The sequence below is a fragment of the Methylophaga pinxianii genome (assembly GCF_020447225.1).
In the GTDB taxonomy this organism is placed as follows: domain Bacteria; phylum Pseudomonadota; class Gammaproteobacteria; order Nitrosococcales; family Methylophagaceae; genus Methylophaga; species Methylophaga pinxianii.
Map to the genome: position 1 here is coordinate 1 of NZ_JAJAEO010000178.1, position 16,654 is coordinate 16,654.

Annotated in this window: 15 protein-coding genes and 1 tRNA gene; all 16 read left to right on the forward strand. The window is 44.9% G+C overall.

Translation table 11 applies throughout. The annotated features are described in order from the left end of the window. Positions 1 to 151: 151 nt before the first annotated feature. The 16 genes from glnA to LGT40_RS10665 all read left to right on the forward strand — a co-directional run bounded on the left by glnA (position 152) and on the right by LGT40_RS10665 (position 16,644). Entirely contained in the window at positions 152 to 1,561 is a 1,410-nt protein-coding gene (gene glnA, locus LGT40_RS10590) for a glutamate--ammonia ligase (protein ID WP_226074125.1), read from the forward strand. A gap of 96 nt (positions 1,562 to 1,657) precedes the next feature. Further along, positions 1,658 to 2,296 carry a DUF4124 domain-containing protein gene (locus LGT40_RS10595; protein ID WP_226074117.1) on the forward strand — a complete coding sequence of 213 codons (639 nt, stop codon included), beginning with the start codon at positions 1,658 to 1,660 and terminating at the stop codon, positions 2,294 to 2,296. A gap of 191 nt (positions 2,297 to 2,487) precedes the next feature. Continuing rightward, positions 2,488 to 3,561 carry a nitrogen regulation protein NR(II) gene (glnL, locus tag LGT40_RS10600; RefSeq protein WP_226074115.1) on the forward strand — a complete coding sequence of 358 codons (1,074 nt, stop codon included), beginning with the start codon at positions 2,488 to 2,490 and terminating at the stop codon, positions 3,559 to 3,561. After that, positions 3,551 to 4,954 carry a nitrogen regulation protein NR(I) gene (ntrC, locus tag LGT40_RS10605; protein ID WP_226074113.1) on the forward strand — a complete coding sequence of 468 codons (1,404 nt, stop codon included), beginning with the start codon at positions 3,551 to 3,553 and terminating at the stop codon, positions 4,952 to 4,954. The genes glnL and ntrC overlap by 11 nt, the downstream gene beginning before the upstream one ends. A gap of 54 nt (positions 4,955 to 5,008) precedes the next feature. Further along, positions 5,009 to 5,085, forward strand: a tRNA-Met gene (locus LGT40_RS10610). Between the two features lie 92 nt (positions 5,086 to 5,177). After that, positions 5,178 to 5,624, forward strand: coding sequence for a ribosome maturation factor RimP (gene rimP / locus LGT40_RS10615; protein ID WP_226074111.1), 447 nt, complete (start codon positions 5,178 to 5,180; stop codon positions 5,622 to 5,624). Between the two features lie 75 nt (positions 5,625 to 5,699). After that, positions 5,700 to 7,214 carry a transcription termination factor NusA gene (gene nusA / locus LGT40_RS10620; RefSeq protein ID WP_226074109.1) on the forward strand — a complete coding sequence of 505 codons (1,515 nt, stop codon included), beginning with the start codon at positions 5,700 to 5,702 and terminating at the stop codon, positions 7,212 to 7,214. A gap of 3 nt (positions 7,215 to 7,217) precedes the next feature. After that, positions 7,218 to 10,019: a translation initiation factor IF-2 gene (infB, locus tag LGT40_RS10625; protein ID WP_226074107.1), complete on the forward strand. Its 2,802-nt coding sequence runs from the start codon at positions 7,218 to 7,220 to the stop codon at positions 10,017 to 10,019. Beyond that, positions 10,019 to 10,420, forward strand: a complete 402-nt coding sequence (gene rbfA / locus LGT40_RS10630; RefSeq protein WP_226074105.1) for a 30S ribosome-binding factor RbfA — start codon at positions 10,019 to 10,021, stop codon at positions 10,418 to 10,420. Before infB ends, rbfA begins: the two co-directional genes overlap by 1 nt. A gap of 9 nt (positions 10,421 to 10,429) precedes the next feature. Beyond that, the gene (truB, locus tag LGT40_RS10635; RefSeq protein WP_226074102.1) at positions 10,430 to 11,359 is read left to right on the forward strand and encodes a tRNA pseudouridine(55) synthase TruB; all 930 of its coding nucleotides are present in this window, start codon (positions 10,430 to 10,432) and stop codon (positions 11,357 to 11,359) included. Between the two features lie 129 nt (positions 11,360 to 11,488). Next, positions 11,489 to 11,758: a 30S ribosomal protein S15 gene (rpsO, locus tag LGT40_RS10640; RefSeq protein WP_226074100.1), complete on the forward strand. Its 270-nt coding sequence runs from the start codon at positions 11,489 to 11,491 to the stop codon at positions 11,756 to 11,758. A gap of 191 nt (positions 11,759 to 11,949) precedes the next feature. Continuing rightward, the gene (gene pnp / locus LGT40_RS10645) at positions 11,950 to 14,043 is read left to right on the forward strand and encodes a polyribonucleotide nucleotidyltransferase (protein WP_226074098.1); all 2,094 of its coding nucleotides are present in this window, start codon (positions 11,950 to 11,952) and stop codon (positions 14,041 to 14,043) included. Positions 14,044 to 14,321: 278 nt separating this feature from the next. Beyond that, entirely contained in the window at positions 14,322 to 15,014 is a 693-nt protein-coding gene (locus tag LGT40_RS10650) for a MotA/TolQ/ExbB proton channel family protein (RefSeq protein ID WP_226074097.1), read from the forward strand. Between the two features lie 7 nt (positions 15,015 to 15,021). Then, positions 15,022 to 15,402 (forward strand): ExbD/TolR family protein, encoded by a 381-nt coding sequence (locus tag LGT40_RS10655; RefSeq protein ID WP_226074095.1) that lies wholly within the window; start codon positions 15,022 to 15,024, stop codon positions 15,400 to 15,402. After that, positions 15,399 to 15,830 carry an ExbD/TolR family protein gene (locus LGT40_RS10660; RefSeq protein ID WP_226074093.1) on the forward strand — a complete coding sequence of 144 codons (432 nt, stop codon included), beginning with the start codon at positions 15,399 to 15,401 and terminating at the stop codon, positions 15,828 to 15,830. Before LGT40_RS10655 ends, LGT40_RS10660 begins: the two co-directional genes overlap by 4 nt. Continuing rightward, positions 15,823 to 16,644, forward strand: coding sequence for an energy transducer TonB family protein (locus LGT40_RS10665; protein ID WP_226074091.1), 822 nt, complete (start codon positions 15,823 to 15,825; stop codon positions 16,642 to 16,644). Before LGT40_RS10660 ends, LGT40_RS10665 begins: the two co-directional genes overlap by 8 nt. Positions 16,645 to 16,654 lie beyond the last annotated feature (10 nt).

Here is a 16,654-nt window from a genome sequence, read left to right on the forward strand (position 1 = left end):
TTTTTTTTGCACCAAAATGTTACGTTGGATATTTATGCCTGCACTCAAATGGTTGATTTTACGGGGTCAATGAGTTGGCAAGGTTTGTGCTGTAAATGCGAGTGAGTTTTTTTGCACCAAGGTGTGCAGTTTTTTAATTTGGAGATTATAAATGTCAGTCGAAAATGTGCTTCAGATAATTAAGGACGAGGACGTTAAATTCCTTGATTTCCGTTTCACCGACACGCGTGGTAAAGAGCAGCACGTTTCTTACCCTGCCCATTCAATTGATGAAGATACCTTCTCTGAAGGCGTCATGTTTGATGGTTCATCTGTTGCAGGCTGGAAAGGTATTAACGAATCAGACATGATTCTGATGCCTGATGCATCGACTGCTGTTTTAGATCCATTTATGGACGATACAACATTAATCGTTCGTTGCGACATCGTTGAACCTGCAACCATGCAAGGTTATGAACGTGACCCTCGCAGCGTTGCAAAACGTGCAGAAGCTTATCTCGCTTCTACCGGTCTGGCCGATACCGCTTTTTTTGGTCCTGAGCCAGAATTCTTCATTTTGGATGATGTCCGTTGGGGTAGTGATATCTCGGGTTCGTTCTACAAAATCGATTCCAATGAATCTTCATGGAATACTGAAAAAGTCTTCCCAGATGGTAACAAAGGTCACCGTCCTAGTGTAAAAGGCGGTTATTTCCCAGTACCACCTGTCGATTCCCTGCAGGATATTCGTTCTGCAATGTGTTTAACCATGGAAGAAATGGGCTTGGTAACTGAAGTTCATCACCATGAAGTTGCCACTGCGGGTCAGTGCGAAATTGGTACTAAATTTAATACCCTGGTCAAAAAAGCTGACGAAGTTCAAATCCTGAAGTATGTCGTACAAAACGTGGCGCATGCCTATGGTAAAACGGCGACCTTCATGCCAAAACCATTAGTTGGTGATAACGGTAGCGGTATGCATGTTCACCAATCATTAGCGAAAGATGGTGAAAACCTGTTCTCTGGTAATAAATACGGTGGCCTGTCTGAAACAGCTTTGTTTTACATCGGCGGCATTATCAAACATGCCAAAGCATTGAACGCATTTACTAACCCGGGCACCAACAGCTACAAACGTCTGGTCCCTGGCTTTGAAGCTCCTGTTATGTTGGCTTATTCAGCACGTAACCGTAGTGCCTCTATCCGTATTCCTTTTGTCAGTAATCCAAAAGGTCGTCGTATTGAAGTACGTTTCCCTGATCCATCAGCCAACCCATACCTGGCATTTAGTGCCATGATGATGGCGGGTCTGGATGGTATTAAAAACAAAATTCATCCCGGTGATGCGATGGATAAAGATTTATATGATTTACCTCCAGAAGAAGATGCAGCGATTCCAAAAGTATGTCATGCACTTGATCAAGCATTGGCTGAACTGGACAAAGATCGTGCCTTCTTAACCGAAGGTGGTGTATTTACTGATGATATGATCGATGGATATATAGCGTTGAAAATGGAAGAAGTCACTCGTCTGCGTATGGAAACACATCCTGCTGAGTTTGATTTGTACTACAGTCTGTAATTTTTTTGATTGCAGTCACAAAACGCCTCCCTTGTGGAGGCGTTTTTTTATCTTTGGCTGTTGCACATTAGTGAGGCCTAACCTATATTCATAGGCATGAAATTCATTCTTATCATGTTGCTTGGTCTCGGCACAGCTGTTGCAGCTGATATCTATCGCTGGGTTGATAAGAATGGCAATCCGGTTTATTCCGATCAGCCTACCGAAAATGCTGAAAAGATAGAATTACTTCAGCCAATGACCTACACACCTGTACAAGTTCCCGAAGATACCAGTTCTAATGATGCTGAAGACGAACAACAAACAACTGACGAGGAGTCAGTGGCGATACCGAATTATCGGGTGACTATTGTCTCACCGGAGAATGACGCGGGGATTCGGGTTAATAACGGCAATGTCACGGTGAATCTGCAAGTTATCCCTGCCTTGGTTGCCGAGCGCGGTGATTTGGTACAGCTGTATCTGAATGGTTTACCGGCGGGTGTACCAATGCCTCAGTTGAGCTTCACGCTGGAAAATCTGGATAGAGGGACGCATACTTTATCAGCCAACGTCATTAATGCTTCTGGAGAAGTCTTGGCGCAAAGTGAAACGATTACTTTCCACCTGCAACGAACCAGTCTGCAACAACCCGCACGCCAAAATGATCAGACGGGGGCTGGAGCACCAAGCATTCAAGGTTTTCCAACTACTCCCGGCATACCTACCTTTCCCAACACACCGAGTCCTGATTAATTTTATCGACTCGCTACGTGCACCAAAATGAAGCTTACAATAGCTTAATTTGCTGTTATCCAGAGTCAAAACCGTTGTTAATAGTTAAGTAAAGCTAAGCGAAAATATTTTAATTCTATTGTAATCAGAATGTTAAATTGAATGTTTCATTCAATGCATACAAATGGAGCGTTTTTTGCAAATGGCATGCCATGAACCTAAATGACAAACTCATTAATATAGAACAGTTATCCAGTAATGATGTGCTGGAGAGTTTAACGACAGCGATATTGGTACTCGACACTAATTTACGTGTTTGTTACATCAATACCGCGACCGAGGTCATGTTCGAAATCAGTCAACGTCAAGCGGAGCATATTCCGTTTCAAACCCTGTTACCAGGCGAAACCCATTTACTCAGCTCATTGCATCGGGTCATCAGCAATGGACAAGCCTTAATTGAGCGTGAAATTCAATTATTTCTTCCTGCTGCTGGAGAAATCATCGTCGATTGTTCGATCAAAATGCTGGATGTGTCAGAACCCCACCTGTTAGTGGAACTGGCGCAGTTGGATTATCAACAACGTGTTAATCGAGATGAGAATTTACACACTCAGCAACAGGTGGTTCGAGGGTTAGCCCATGAAATTAAAAATCCACTTGGCGGATTGAGAGGGGCGGCTCAATTACTGGAGCGGCAACTGGATTCAGACGATTTGAAAGAGTATACCCGCATCATTATTAACGAAGCTGACAGGCTGCAAAACCTGATGACACGAATGCTGGGCCCTTATCAGCAGTCTGAGAAACATTATTTGAATATCCACGAGGTGTTACAGCGGGTACGTCAGTTGGTGGATATTGAGGTCGACGAGAGGCTTAAGTTTATTGCCGATTATGATCCAAGCATTCCTGATTTAAATGCAGATTTTGATCAGTTGATTCAGATTTTTTTAAATATTGTCCGTAACGCCGTTCAGGCCATGCATGGGACTGGCGTCATTCGTTTAAGAACTCGAATCCAACGTAATTTAACTATTGAAAAACGGTTTTATAAGTTAGGCGTGCTGATTGAGATCGAAGACAATGGCCCAGGTATCCCCAAGCAACTGCAGGACAGCCTGTTTTATCCATTAGTGACTGGGCGTGCTGATGGAACCGGACTGGGACTTTATCTGGTGCAAAACCTGGTACAGCGAAATGCGGGCACAGTCAGTTGCACCAGCCATGCCGGGCAAACCATATTTTCAATTATTTTCCCTTTGGAGTTAAATCGTGAGCGCTAAAGCGATAGCATGGATTGTTGATGATGACCGATCGATTCGATGGGTATTACAGAAGGCATTGGAAGCCGTAGACATCACTGTCAAAGCATTTGAGAGTGGAGATTTGGTTTTAGAACAGTTAAAACGAGGTACGGATAATCCGCCCGATGTTCTGGTAAGTGATATTCGTATGCCAGGTCTAGATGGTCTGCAACTGCTTTCGGAGATCCAGCGAACACAACCGGATTTGCCGGTTATTATCATGACAGCCTATTCAGACTTGGACAGTGCTGTTTCTGTTTATGAAGGGGGTGCTTTTGAATATCTGCCAAAACCCTTTGATGTGGATGAAGCAGTTGATTTAGTTCAGCGAGCTATAACGCACCATCACCAACAACATAACAATCCGGCAGGTGAAATTAACATTGGCAGTGAAATTATTGGTGAAGCCCCTGCTATGCAGGAAGTGTTTCGTGCTATTGGACGCTTGGCGCGTTCCAATATTACCGTGCTGATCAATGGTGAATCCGGGACAGGTAAAGAGTTGGTGGCTCATGCTTTACATAAACACAGCCCACGTCGGCAAAATCCTTTTATTGCATTGAACATGGCGGCCATTCCACGAGAATTGCTGGAATCTGAATTATTTGGTCATGAAAAAGGCGCCTTTACCGGTGCGCATGTGCAACGTAAAGGACGTTTTGAGCAAGCCGATGGTGGTACGTTATTCCTTGATGAAATTGGGGATATGCCGCTGGAACTGCAAACGCGTCTTTTAAGAGTCTTATCGGATGGTGAGTTTTTCAGGGTTGGCGGACATAGTGCTGTAAAGGCGGATGTGAGAATTATCGCTGCGACCCACCAGAACCTTGAACAACAGGTTGAGCGGGGCGATTTTCGTGAAGATTTGTTTCATCGCTTGAATGTGATACGTATTCATATCCCATCACTGCGAGAAAGACGGGAGGATATTCCTGCGTTAGTGGGTTATTTTCTGAATAAAGCTGCCCGAGAGCTGAATATGGGGGTGAAAAGTGTATCCCCCGAAGTTGAGCGCTATTTGTCACAGCTACCCTGGCCGGGAAATGTCAGGCAACTAGAGAATACATCTCGTTGGCTTACAGTGATGTCTCCGGGGCAGGTTGTGCAAATGGATGATTTGCCAATGGAGCTGACAGCTGAAGCAGGGAGCGATTCGATTCGTAATGGAGGGGATTGGCAACAACAGTTTCGTCAGTGGGCTGCAAACAAAGCATTAAGCGGTCAGGAAGGTGTATTAGCCGATGTCGTACCAATGATTGAACACCTGCTCATGGAGGTAGCTTTGGAGAAAACAGCGGGCAAACGTCAGGAAGCAGCGAAATTATTGGGTTGGGGGCGTAATACGCTCACTCGTAAACTGAAAGAGAATTAATAAACAGGCTTGCGACAAAGCGGCTATCCGTGTATAGTATGCCACTTAGTCAGGTGCGGGGTGGAGCAGCCTGGTAGCTCGTCGGGCTCATAACCCGAAGGTCGTTGGTTCAAATCCAGCCCCCGCTACCAATAATAATGTTAAGACAGGACCCCTAATTGGGGTTTTTGTTTTTGTGGAGTTAAAATTGGGCCAATGGCCCTTTTTTTTTATTTGTTAGCCTATGGCCGTATCTGATCAAATTGAAAAACTAATTGAAGCACCGATTGAGTCGCTGGGTTACCAGCTGGTCGGTGTGGAATACATTCAGGGGGGGCAAAACCCACTCCTTAGAATCTATATTGATGCAGATCAAGGCATTGGTATTGAAGACTGTGAGCGTGTCAGTCATCAGGTCAGCGGCATTCTCGATGTTGAAGACCCCATCAAAAAAGCCTATTCACTTGAAATTTCCTCTCCTGGATTCGATCGTCCTTTATTTAAAGAGCGTGACTTCATCCGTTTTACTGGCTCGCCAGCAAAAATTACCACTAAATTACCTGTGGAAGGTCGACGGAACTTTACCGGTGTGCTGCAGGGCTTTGAAAATGGTGAAATATTAATTGAAGTAGATGGCGAGGTTTACGCCTTACCATTGGCAAAGTTGTCAAAAGCACGACTGGTTGCCTGAAAAAGCGTATTATTTGCTGTTAATGAAAAAACTTAGTTTTGGATCAATCGCTTGCATCGATCCACTGGGGGCGTGATGAATAATAAAGAAATTTTGCTGGTTGTTGATGCCATGTCTAATGAAAAAGGCGTGGGGAAAGAAGTTATATTTCAGGCGATTGAAGCGGCGTTGGCTATGGCCACTCGCAAACGTTATGAAATGGAAATTGATGCACATGTGGCGATTGATCGTCTTACTGGCAACTACGAAACTTTCCGTCAATGGTTAATTGTTGACGACAATGACGACGCCTTTGAGTCTCCGGAAACCCAGATCAAATTATCCGATGCATTAGAAAAACAGGCTGATGCCAAGGTAGGCGGTTATATCCGTGAACCAATGGAATCAGTTGAGTTTGGCCGTATCGCCGCGCAAACAGCTAAACAGGTTATTGTGCAAAAAGTCCGCGAAGCCGAGCGTGCTCAAGTCGTCGATATGTATCGTGAAAAACTGGGTCAGATGATTCATGGCACAGTGAAGCGTGTAGAACGTGGCAATGTGACTTTGGACCTTGGTGGTAATGCAGAGGCGTTATTGCCTCGCGAGGAGATGATTCCACGGGAGAACTTCCGTAGTGGTGACCGGGTTCGTGGTTATTTAAAAGAAATTCGTTCAGAAACACGGGGACCTCAACTAATTGTGAGCCGTGTTGCTCCCGAGTTATTAATTGAGCTCTTCAGTCTTGAAGTACCGGAAATCGGTGATGGCATGATTGAAATCAAAGGCGCAGCCCGCGACCCTGGTTTGCGAGCCAAGATTGCTGTGCTGGCGCATGAACCAAGAATTGACCCAGTTGGCGCTTGTGTGGGTATGCGTGGTTCACGGGTGCAAGCTGTCACAAATGAATTGGCCGGTGAACGAGTGGATATCATCCTCTGGGATGAAGAGCCAGCCCGATTTGCCATTAATGCGATGGCCCCTGCAGAAGTATTATCCATCGTCGTTGACGAAGATGCTCATAGCATGGATATCGCTGTAGAAGATGGACAGTTATCTCAGGCTATTGGCCGTGGTGGCCAAAATGTACGTTTAGCCAGCCAGTTAACCGGTTGGGAGTTAAATGTCATGTCTGCTTCGGATGCCGATCAAAAAGCGGAAACAGAAATCAGCTCTTTGATTCAGACATTTATGGCTGATTTGGATGTAGATGAGGATGTCGCATTAATTCTGGCTCAGGAAGGCTTTTCTTCACTGGAAGAAGTGGCTTATGTTCCTGAACAGGAGATGCTTGATATCGAAGAGTTCGATGCGGATATCGTTAATGAATTACGTTCGCGCGCCAGAGATGTATTGTTAACACGTGCCATTGCAAGTGAAGAACAAATTGAAAATGCATCTCCTGCAGAAACAATACAAGATTTGCCTGGTATGACCGCTGAATTAGCTGCGAAGTTGACAAGTCAGGGTGTTATCACCATCGATGACCTTGCAGATCAGTCCGTGGATGAATTGGTTGAAGCCGGTGGTATTGATGAAAAACAAGCCGCCGCATTTATCATGAAAGCACGTGAATCATGGTTTGCCGACGAACAAACTGAAACAGGGGAGTAACCAATGAGTGACATGAAGGTTAAGGACCTGGCCGACACAGTCGGTATCACACCTGAACGATTAGTAGATCAGCTCAATGAAGCTGGTATTAAAGTGTCGAAGCCTGACGATCTGATTACTGAGGATCAAAAGCAAAGCCTGTTAAAGTTTTTGCAACAAAGACATGGCAAAATGGCAAGCGAAAATGATGCGTCACCAAAAAAAATCACATTGAAACGTAAATCGGTCAGTGAGATTAAATTAGGTGGTGGCACCTCGCGCCAAGCGGGAAAAAGTGTCAGCGTTGAAGTTCGCAAAAAACGCACTTTTGTTAAACGAAGTGATGCTGAAACGGCAGCACCGCCAACCCCTGAAGCTCCAGCGGCAGCCCCTACCCAAGCTCAGATCCTTGCAGAAGAAGTGTCGCGTCAAGAACAACTTCGGTTGCAGGAAATGGCTCGTAAGCAGCAGGAACAAGCCAGTCTTGAGCAGGAAGAGTCCGCTAGAGAAGCTGCTGCAGTAGCCGCGGCAATCGAAGCCGAGAGATTGGCGGATGAAGAAGCTCGATTAGCGGCTGAAGAAGAACAAAAAGCGTTGGCCGAGGAAGCTAAGATTAAAGAGCAAAAACAAGCTGAACCGGTTAAAAAACAACAGGCAAAACCTGAATTGACCGCTTCTCAACTAGCCCATAAAAAACTTGAAGAAGCTGATGCCAAGCGCCGCGCGGCTAATTTAGCTCGAATTGATGCTGAAAAAGCGCTGGAAGCTCGTAAAAAAGCGCGTGAAGAAGAAGAAGCTTTAGAAAAAGCGAAAGAGGAAGCCCGTTTAGCAGCCGCTGAAGCGCAAGCTAAAGAACAAAAACCGGATCGTAAAGAGGCTGATGCAAAACATGTAGCCAATAAGGATAAGCCAGCACGTCGTGGCCGTTTCCAACGCGACGATGAATTTGAACGTAAAGAACTTCATGTAAGCGAAGGCAAAGGTCGTCGCAAGAAGAAAAAAGGCGTTTCACAAAAATCAGCAACCGTTGAAACCACTACAGAACATGGTTTCTCCCGACCTACTGCTCCAGTAGTTCGTGAAGTGAGTGTGCCAGATACTATTTCGGTTTCCGATTTAGCTCAGCGTATGTCAGTTAAAGCGGCTGAAGTAATTAAAACATTGATGGGTATGGGTACGATGGCCACCATCAATCAAGTTCTGGATCAAGATACTGCTGTTATTTTGGTTGAAGAAATGGGCCACGTTGCCAAACCGGTTCAAGAAAATGAAGTTGAACAAGCTTTGGAAACCTCAATTGAAATTACGGGTGAAGCACTTCCTCGTGCTCCGGTTGTGACGGTAATGGGTCATGTCGATCATGGTAAAACGTCGCTGTTGGATTATATTCGTCGTACCAAAGTGACTTCTGGTGAAGCCGGTGGTATCACCCAGCATATCGGTGCCTATAAAGTTGAAACCAGTCGTGGCGAAGTTACATTCCTTGATACCCCTGGCCATGCTGCGTTCACTGAAATGCGTTCACGTGGCGCCAAGGTTACCGATATCGTGGTATTGGTGGTTGCAGCTGATGATGGCGTGATGCCGCAGACGATAGAAGCTGTTCAACATGCCAAGGCTGCAGGATCCACATTGATTGTCGCTGTGAATAAAATGGATAAACCCGATGCTAGTCCTGATCGGGTCAAGCAAGAACTAACCAATCATGAGGTTGTTCCGGAAGATTGGGGTGGTGATGTACAGTTTGTCCCGGTATCTGCATTAACGGGTATGGGCGTAGATGACTTGTTGGATGCTATTTCTCTGCAAGCCGAAGTCATGGAATTAACCGCACCGGTTAAAGGTCCTGCTCACGGTACAGTAGTTGAATCACGTCTAGATAAAGGTCGCGGTACGGTGGTTACTGTACTGGTACAACGTGGCACATTGAGAAAAGGTGACATCGTTGTAGTAGGTCAGGAATTTGGACGTGTCCGAGCTTTGTTTAACGAAAACGGCCAGCAGATGGATGAAGCAGGTCCCTCAACTCCCGTTGAATTATTGGGACTGTCAGGTACCCCTGCCTCAGGTGATGAATTACAAGTTGCCCCAGATGATCGCACGGCAAGAGAGATTGCCAACTTCCGTCAGACCAAAGCACGTGAACTGAAGATGGCTCAACAGCAAGCAGCCAAGTTGGATGATATGTTCAACAAAATGGAAGCGGGCGATCTGAAGACCTTGAATGTAGTTATCAAAGGCGACGTTCATGGTTCAGTCGAAGCGGTAAGCCAGGGTCTGCAGAAATTATCGACAGATATGGTACAGGTTCGGGTTGTCGGTTCAGGTGTCGGTGGTATTAACGAAACTGATGCACAATTAGCTGCCGCTTCTGATGCAATTTTGATCGGCTTTAATGTTCGTGCTGATAATACTGCCCGTAAAGTTATCGCTGAGAAAGGTCTTGATGTTCAATATTTCAGCATCATTTACGATTTGCTGGATGTGGTCACCAAAGCCATGACGGGTATGCTTGAACCTGTATACAAAGACGAAATCATTGGTCTGGCACGTGTTGATGATGTCTTTAGCTCACCGAAATTCGGTGATATTGCGGGTTGTTTGGTACTTGAAGGTAGTGTTAAACGCAACAATCCGATTCGTGTTTTACGTGATAACGTTGTTATTTACGAAGGTGAACTTGAATCGTTACGTCGTTTCAAAGATGATGTGAATGAAGTCAATGCCGGTACTGAATGTGGTATTGGTGTGAAAAACTACAAAGACGTCAAGCCAGGCGATCAAATTGAAGTATTTGAACGTGTTCTGATGAAACCGAGTCTTTAATGGCAAGAGAATTTAGTCGCACAAATCGAATCAGCGAGGTCATGATGCGTGAATTGGCTTTGCTGATTCAGCATGATCTGGCTGATCCGCGTGTCAGTATGGTAACGGTGTCACATGTTGATGTGACATCTGATCTGAAGTATGCGCGTATTTATGTCACTCGGCTTAGTGGTTTTGACTCCGCAGAAGCGGCCAAAGAATGTCTGGCAGGGTTAAACAACGCGGCAGGTTTTCTTCGCCGTGCGCTGGCGAAACGTGTGAAGCTGCGGATCATGCCTGAATTACAATTCCGCTATGACACCACACTGGAACATGGCTTTTATATGGATGAGTTAATATCTAAAGCCAACGCCGATATCAAAGACGATCAGGATCCCGATCCAGAAACTGATAAAGATTGAGTTTCGCCAATGGCAAAACGCAATAAAAAAGGTCGTGATATTACCGGTATCGTGATTGTCGATAAACCGACCGGGATGAGTTCAAATCATGTCCTGCAGCGTGTAAAGCGTCTATACAATGCGAATAAGGCGGGTCACACTGGCAGTCTTGATCCACTGGCAACCGGGGTTTTACCCATTTGTCTGGGCGAAGCCACGAAACTTTCCACTTATTTACTGGATGCTGACAAACAATATCAAGTTCGTTGTCAGTTGGGCATTCTGACCGATAGTGGCGATAGTGACGGCGCAGTCATCGCTCAGCAAGACATTCCGGAGTTTACAGCTGAACAACTGCAAAATATTTTGCTGAACTTTACCGGTGAACAGCAACAGATCCCTCCCATGTTTTCTGCTTTGAAACATCAGGGACAGCCACTTTATAAGTTGGCGCGCCAAGGAATTGAAATTGAACGAAAATCCCGCCTTATTACCATCTATAGCATTGAGCTATTGGCTTACGATATCGATAGTTTTACGTTGCAGGTTGCCTGTAGCAAAGGTACTTATATTCGGACTTTAGTACAGGATATTGCGGCGGAGCTGGGTGGTTATGGACATGTCACCATGCTACGGCGGACCAATGCCGCCGGATATACACTGGAGCAAGCGTTTTCACTTGATGATCTGCAACATTCTGTTGAAGTGAATGGGGTGGAGGCTCTTGATGCCCAACTATTACCAGCACATGAAGCCTTACCTGACTGGCCATTAATCAAACTGGATTCTGTGATGTCGGATGATATGCGATACGGTAGAGCGGTCAAAACCGATGTGTTGGGTAAAAGCGCAAAAATTCGTTTATTTGATTATCAGGATCAATTTATTGGTCTTGGCGAATTGGCGCTGGATGGCACTGTTTCAGCAAAACGTTTGTTTGTTACCGGCGATGCGGTTTAACTCGCTTGTGAATAGCGGATAAAACCGGTAAAATTCGCCACTCTTAAAAGGTTGGGTAATCTGGTTTTGTTGGCTGGGTTATTGCAGAATTTAACTCATAGCCAGAGGCTATAAAAAGTTGGAGTTTTTATGTCAATTAGTGCAGAACAAAAGCAAGAAATCATCAAAAAATACGCTCGCACAGAAGGCGACACCGGATCTGCTGAAGTTCAGGTGGCTTTACTGACTGCGCGTATTACGAATCTTTCAGACCATTTTAAAAATAACATTCATGACCACCATTCGCGTCAAGGGTTGTTAAAAATGGTTAGTGGTCGTCGTAAAATGCTCGACTACCTGAAAAAAACTGACATTACCCGTTACCGTGATTTGATTGCTGACTTAGGTCTGCGTCGCTAAATTACCATACGTGGTCTGTAAAACATCTCATCGAGCCTACGCCAATAGCATTGGCAGAAGGTTGATGCGTTGACTGATATGCCCCTGAAATCCCCTGCGATTTCAGGGGCATATTCATTTATACGTTTATCGTTTTTTAAATCAGTCATGAAAAGGTTTGTGACTGGTGTAGTCAAGAGAAGGAAATACTAGTGAATTCAGTAAAAAAGACAGTTCAGTTCGGTGAGCATATCCTCAGCCTGGAAACCGGAAAAATTGCACGTCAGGCCGGTGGTTCCATTATTGCCAGTCTGGGTGAAACATCAGTTCTGGTAACTGTAGTGGGCAAGAAAAATGTTAATCCAGGACAGGATTTCTTTCCATTAACCGTCAATTATCAAGAACGTACCTATGCGGCAGGTAAAATTCCGGGTGGTTTTTTCAAGCGAGAAGGTCGTCCCTCAGAGAAAGAAACCCTGACCTCACGACTGATCGATCGTCCGCTGCGTCCATTGTTTCCTAAAGGTTTTATCAACGAAGTTCAGGTCATTGCCACGGTTATGGCATTGGATCCTGAAATCGATCCGGATATTCCGGCGATGATTGGTGCTTCTGCTGCTTTGGCTGTCTCTGGTATTCCATTTAATGGTCCCTTAGGCGCGGCTCGGGTAGGTTATGTTGATGGTAACTACCTTTTGAATCCATCAAAGAAACAATTGGCCAACAGCTCATTGGATTTGGTCGTAGCCGGTACCGTCAGTGCGGTATTGATGGTCGAATCAGAGGCCTCCGAATTACCTGAAGAAGTGATGCTAGGTTCTGTCATGTATGGTCATCAGCAAATGCAGACAGCCATAAAATTGATTGAAGAACTGAAAGCTGAAGCAGGTAAACCAGCCTGGGAATGGACTGCTCCTGAAAAAGATGATCGTTTGTACAATGCTGTCAAAGAGCAAGCATTTGAAGGTATCAAGAACGCCTATGCGATTAGCGACAAAATGCAGCGCCAGGATCAATTGGCTGAAATTCGTCTAGCCGCTGTTGAAGCCTTAGTCAGTGAAGATGGCGAATGGTCTGAAGATGAAGTCAAAGGTTTATTTGGCAAATTGGAAAAAGAACTGGTTCGTGGCCGTATTATTGCCGGTGAGCCACGTATCGATGGCCGTGATACCAAAACTGTCCGTCCCGTGTTTGTTGAAACCACTGTATTGCCACGCGTTCATGGTTCTGCCTTGTTTACCCGTGGTGAAACGCAGGCAATCGTTGTTGCAACCTTGGGCGCTGAGCGTGATGCACAGATGATTGATGCGGTAGAAGGTGAGTACCGTGATCGTTTTATGCTGCATTACAATTTTCCGCCATTCTGTGTCGGTGAAACCGGTTTTGTTGGTTCGCCGAAGCGCCGTGAAATTGGTCATGGCAAGTTAGCCAAACGTGGTATTCAGGCTGTTATGCCAAGTGCTGAAGAATTCCCGTATGTGGTTCGTGTGGTATCAGAAATCACTGAATCCAATGGGTCGAGCTCCATGGCTTCTGTATGTGGTACGTCATTGGCATTAATGGATGCCGGTGTACCAATTAAAGCACCTGTTGCCGGTATTGCGATGGGGCTGATTAAAGAACCGGATGCCTATGCGGTATTGACTGATATTTTAGGTGACGAAGATCACCTGGGCGATATGGACTTTAAAGTAGCGGGTACCGAAAAAGGTGTGACCGCATTGCAGATGGATATCAAGATTGAAGGCATCAACGAAGAAATCATGCGTACTGCACTGGCGCAAGCCCGTGATGGTCGTCTGCATATTCTGGAAAAAATGAATGCTGTGATTTCGACTCATCGTCAGGAAATGTCCGAATTTGCCCCACGCATTATCACTGTGAAAATTCATGCTGATAAGATCCGTGATGTAATCGGTAAAGGTGGTGCCACCATTCGTGCAATTACCGAAGAAACCGGTGCAACCATTGATATTCAGGATGATGGCACCGTGATGATTTTCTCGTCGGATTATAATGCGGGTCAGGATGCCCTGCACCGTATAGAGCAAATCACCGCTGAAGTCGAAGTTGGCAAAGTTTATCAGGGCCGTGTTGCCAAACTGATGGATTTCGGCGCATTTGTTACTATCCTGCCGGGTAAAGATGGTCTGGTGCATATTTCACAAATTTCAGATGAGCGCGTGGAAAATGTCAGCGATAAATTATCTGAAGGCGATATGATTGAAGTGAAAGTTCTGGAGGTTGATCGTCAGGGCCGTATTCGTTTGAGTATGAAAGCTGTTCATGAAACGGCTGCCGAATAAAAAGTCGATATAACTACAAGTTTAAGCCCCGCAATGCGGGGCTTTTTTTTGCGTATGACAAGTAACCATTGCCATAGTGATAGATCGCATTTTTAAGTTTTTATCTGCATTTAATTTCTGATCACTATGCAACTGATTATCAAATAAAAAAATGCGTTAACGAAGAAGATTTCTTTGCAAAGCTTAATGATAACCATTATCATTAATGTGGATAGATTAAGGAGCTTTCATGGTTAACGCATGCATTTGGATAATGTCAATTCGGGCATGGCCTACTTATGAATGATGTTGAAGCCTCTACATTTTTAACTCTTTTAGAAGAATTGATTGAGATTGGTGGTCCCGTTGTATGGATATTACTGGGATTTTCGATCATTGCCGTCAGTATCGTGTTAATCAAAATATGGCAAATAGTGTTGTTAGCACCAGAATCGGCAAGCAACGCGAAAAAAGCACTCGCACTATGGAAATTAAATGAACCGGAGAGAGCACTTGCTGTATTGAAAATAACCAAACCCGTGGATGAATTACTGGCCATCAGTATGGAAGGACTCAGACAGGCAGAGATTTCTCAAGATTTGCTCAAGGAAGAGCTACAGCGAGTGGCCACATTACGCATCAATCAATTGCGAAGTTATTTACGTCCTCTTGAAGTTATCGCTAGTTTAAGTCCTTTACTGGGGTTATTTGGCACGGTGCTGGGGATGATCCTGGCGTTTCAGCAGATGGAACTGGCTGGCAATCAGGTAGACCCTTCAGTGCTCTCAGGCGGAATATGGCAAGCGTTATTAACTACTGCTGTGGGACTTGGCGTTGCGATACCTGCAGTTTTGGCACATAACTGGTTAGAACGTAAAACAGAACGTGTCGCAGCGCTCATCAATGATAGTGTCACCCAGGTTTTTACCCATGCGCCTATGAAGGAAAACACAGTAAATAAATCTGTTGATCACTTTAAAAATGTTGCTTGAACAACCCATGGCAGCAAAACGACGGTACATTAGCCTGACACCATTAATTGATGTGGTGTTTATTCTATTATTGTTTTTTATGTTGTCTTCGGGATTTACTCAATGGCGACAAATGGATATTACCGCGGCTAGTGAATCCTATAACGCGGATAAAATACAGACTCAACATACGCTGATATTAAATGCGGCGGATGAGTACGAATTTGAACACAGGCATTATCCTGTTACAAAGCTTATGCCCATAAAACAGAAATTGACCAAGAGCTCTCCGGGAATTTTTGTGGTAGCCGTTGCTGAAGGAGTTACAACACAGCAACTGATTGATTTTATTGATCAATTAAAAACCATTGGTGTTGTAAACGTCAGTCTGGCCGGACTAGCCTTATGATAGTGGTCTCTTCGCATACGTCACGAAAAAACCAACTTGATGACAATATGATTCCATTAATCAATATTGTTTTTTTAATGCTGATTTTCTTTATGATTGCTGGTCAGATAAGCTCCAGTGAGTTACTAAAAATTCAACCACCAACATCAGAACAGCGATTAGCCTTGGAAGAACATGATGCCATTTTGCTGGTGTCTGAAGATGGAAAGCTGGCATTTAATAATCAATGGATAAAATCCGATACCTTGACCGAGAGCTTGCAGCAGTCAATAACCGAGAGTAAAGACGTCCAGGCTTTCAAACTTTTGGTAAAAACGGATGCTATCTTACCCGCTAACGAGCTAATGGATTTACTCCAACAAGTCCGTGCTGCCGGTATATTGAAGGTTTCACTGGCAACTCAAACCAAAACCAAACGCCATGATTAAATTTCGTTATTGGTTTTTAGCTATTTTAAGCGCCATGTCTATCCATGTGTTTGCCTTTGGTATGTATACTTTAAAACACCCACATCAACTAAAGCCGGTTCCTGCAGTTGATGAAGCCGGTATCGAAATTGATATCAGTATGTTGGATGCTACTACGCTAGAGAAACAACAAGCTTCTTCAGCCGCAGAGCCTTTGGCCAAGATGGATGATGAATCCACAGTTACAGCGGTGCGTCATCCCAATAATGATCCCATTGATGTTGACTCCACAACCACACCCAGTGAAATGGTCACACCATTACAGCAAACAAAAATAAAAAAGGCTGTGCATAATGCTCCCGTTGTTGATGCACTGGAACCGGAGACCCGCTCTTCAGAGGACCTTGCGGCCACTGCAGAACCGGCGGCAAAAGATGCAACAAATGCTGTAGCGCAGTTGGAAAACACACAGATAGCCGAGCAGGGGGAAGCGACAGAGAACGCTTCCTCCTCCAGTCAAGCCGCGGCGGCTCTGCAACAGACAGCACAACAAAACTATTTCAATTTACTGGCCAGAACACTGGCTGAAAAGAAACGTTATCCGGGTATCTCCAGACGGCGGGGTGAACAAGGAACAGTACAGTTATTTTTTATTATTACCCGTGAAGGCAAAATCAGCGAGTCACGCATAGAAATCAGTTCGGGCTACCAGCGGTTGGATCAGGCGGTCATGGAAATGCTGGAAAACGCTCAACCATTACCTGCTTTTCCTGAGGAAATGTCGCAGCAAAAACTGGAAGTGAAAGTACCCATTGCCTTTGAATTAAGCAGTTGACAATCTTCAA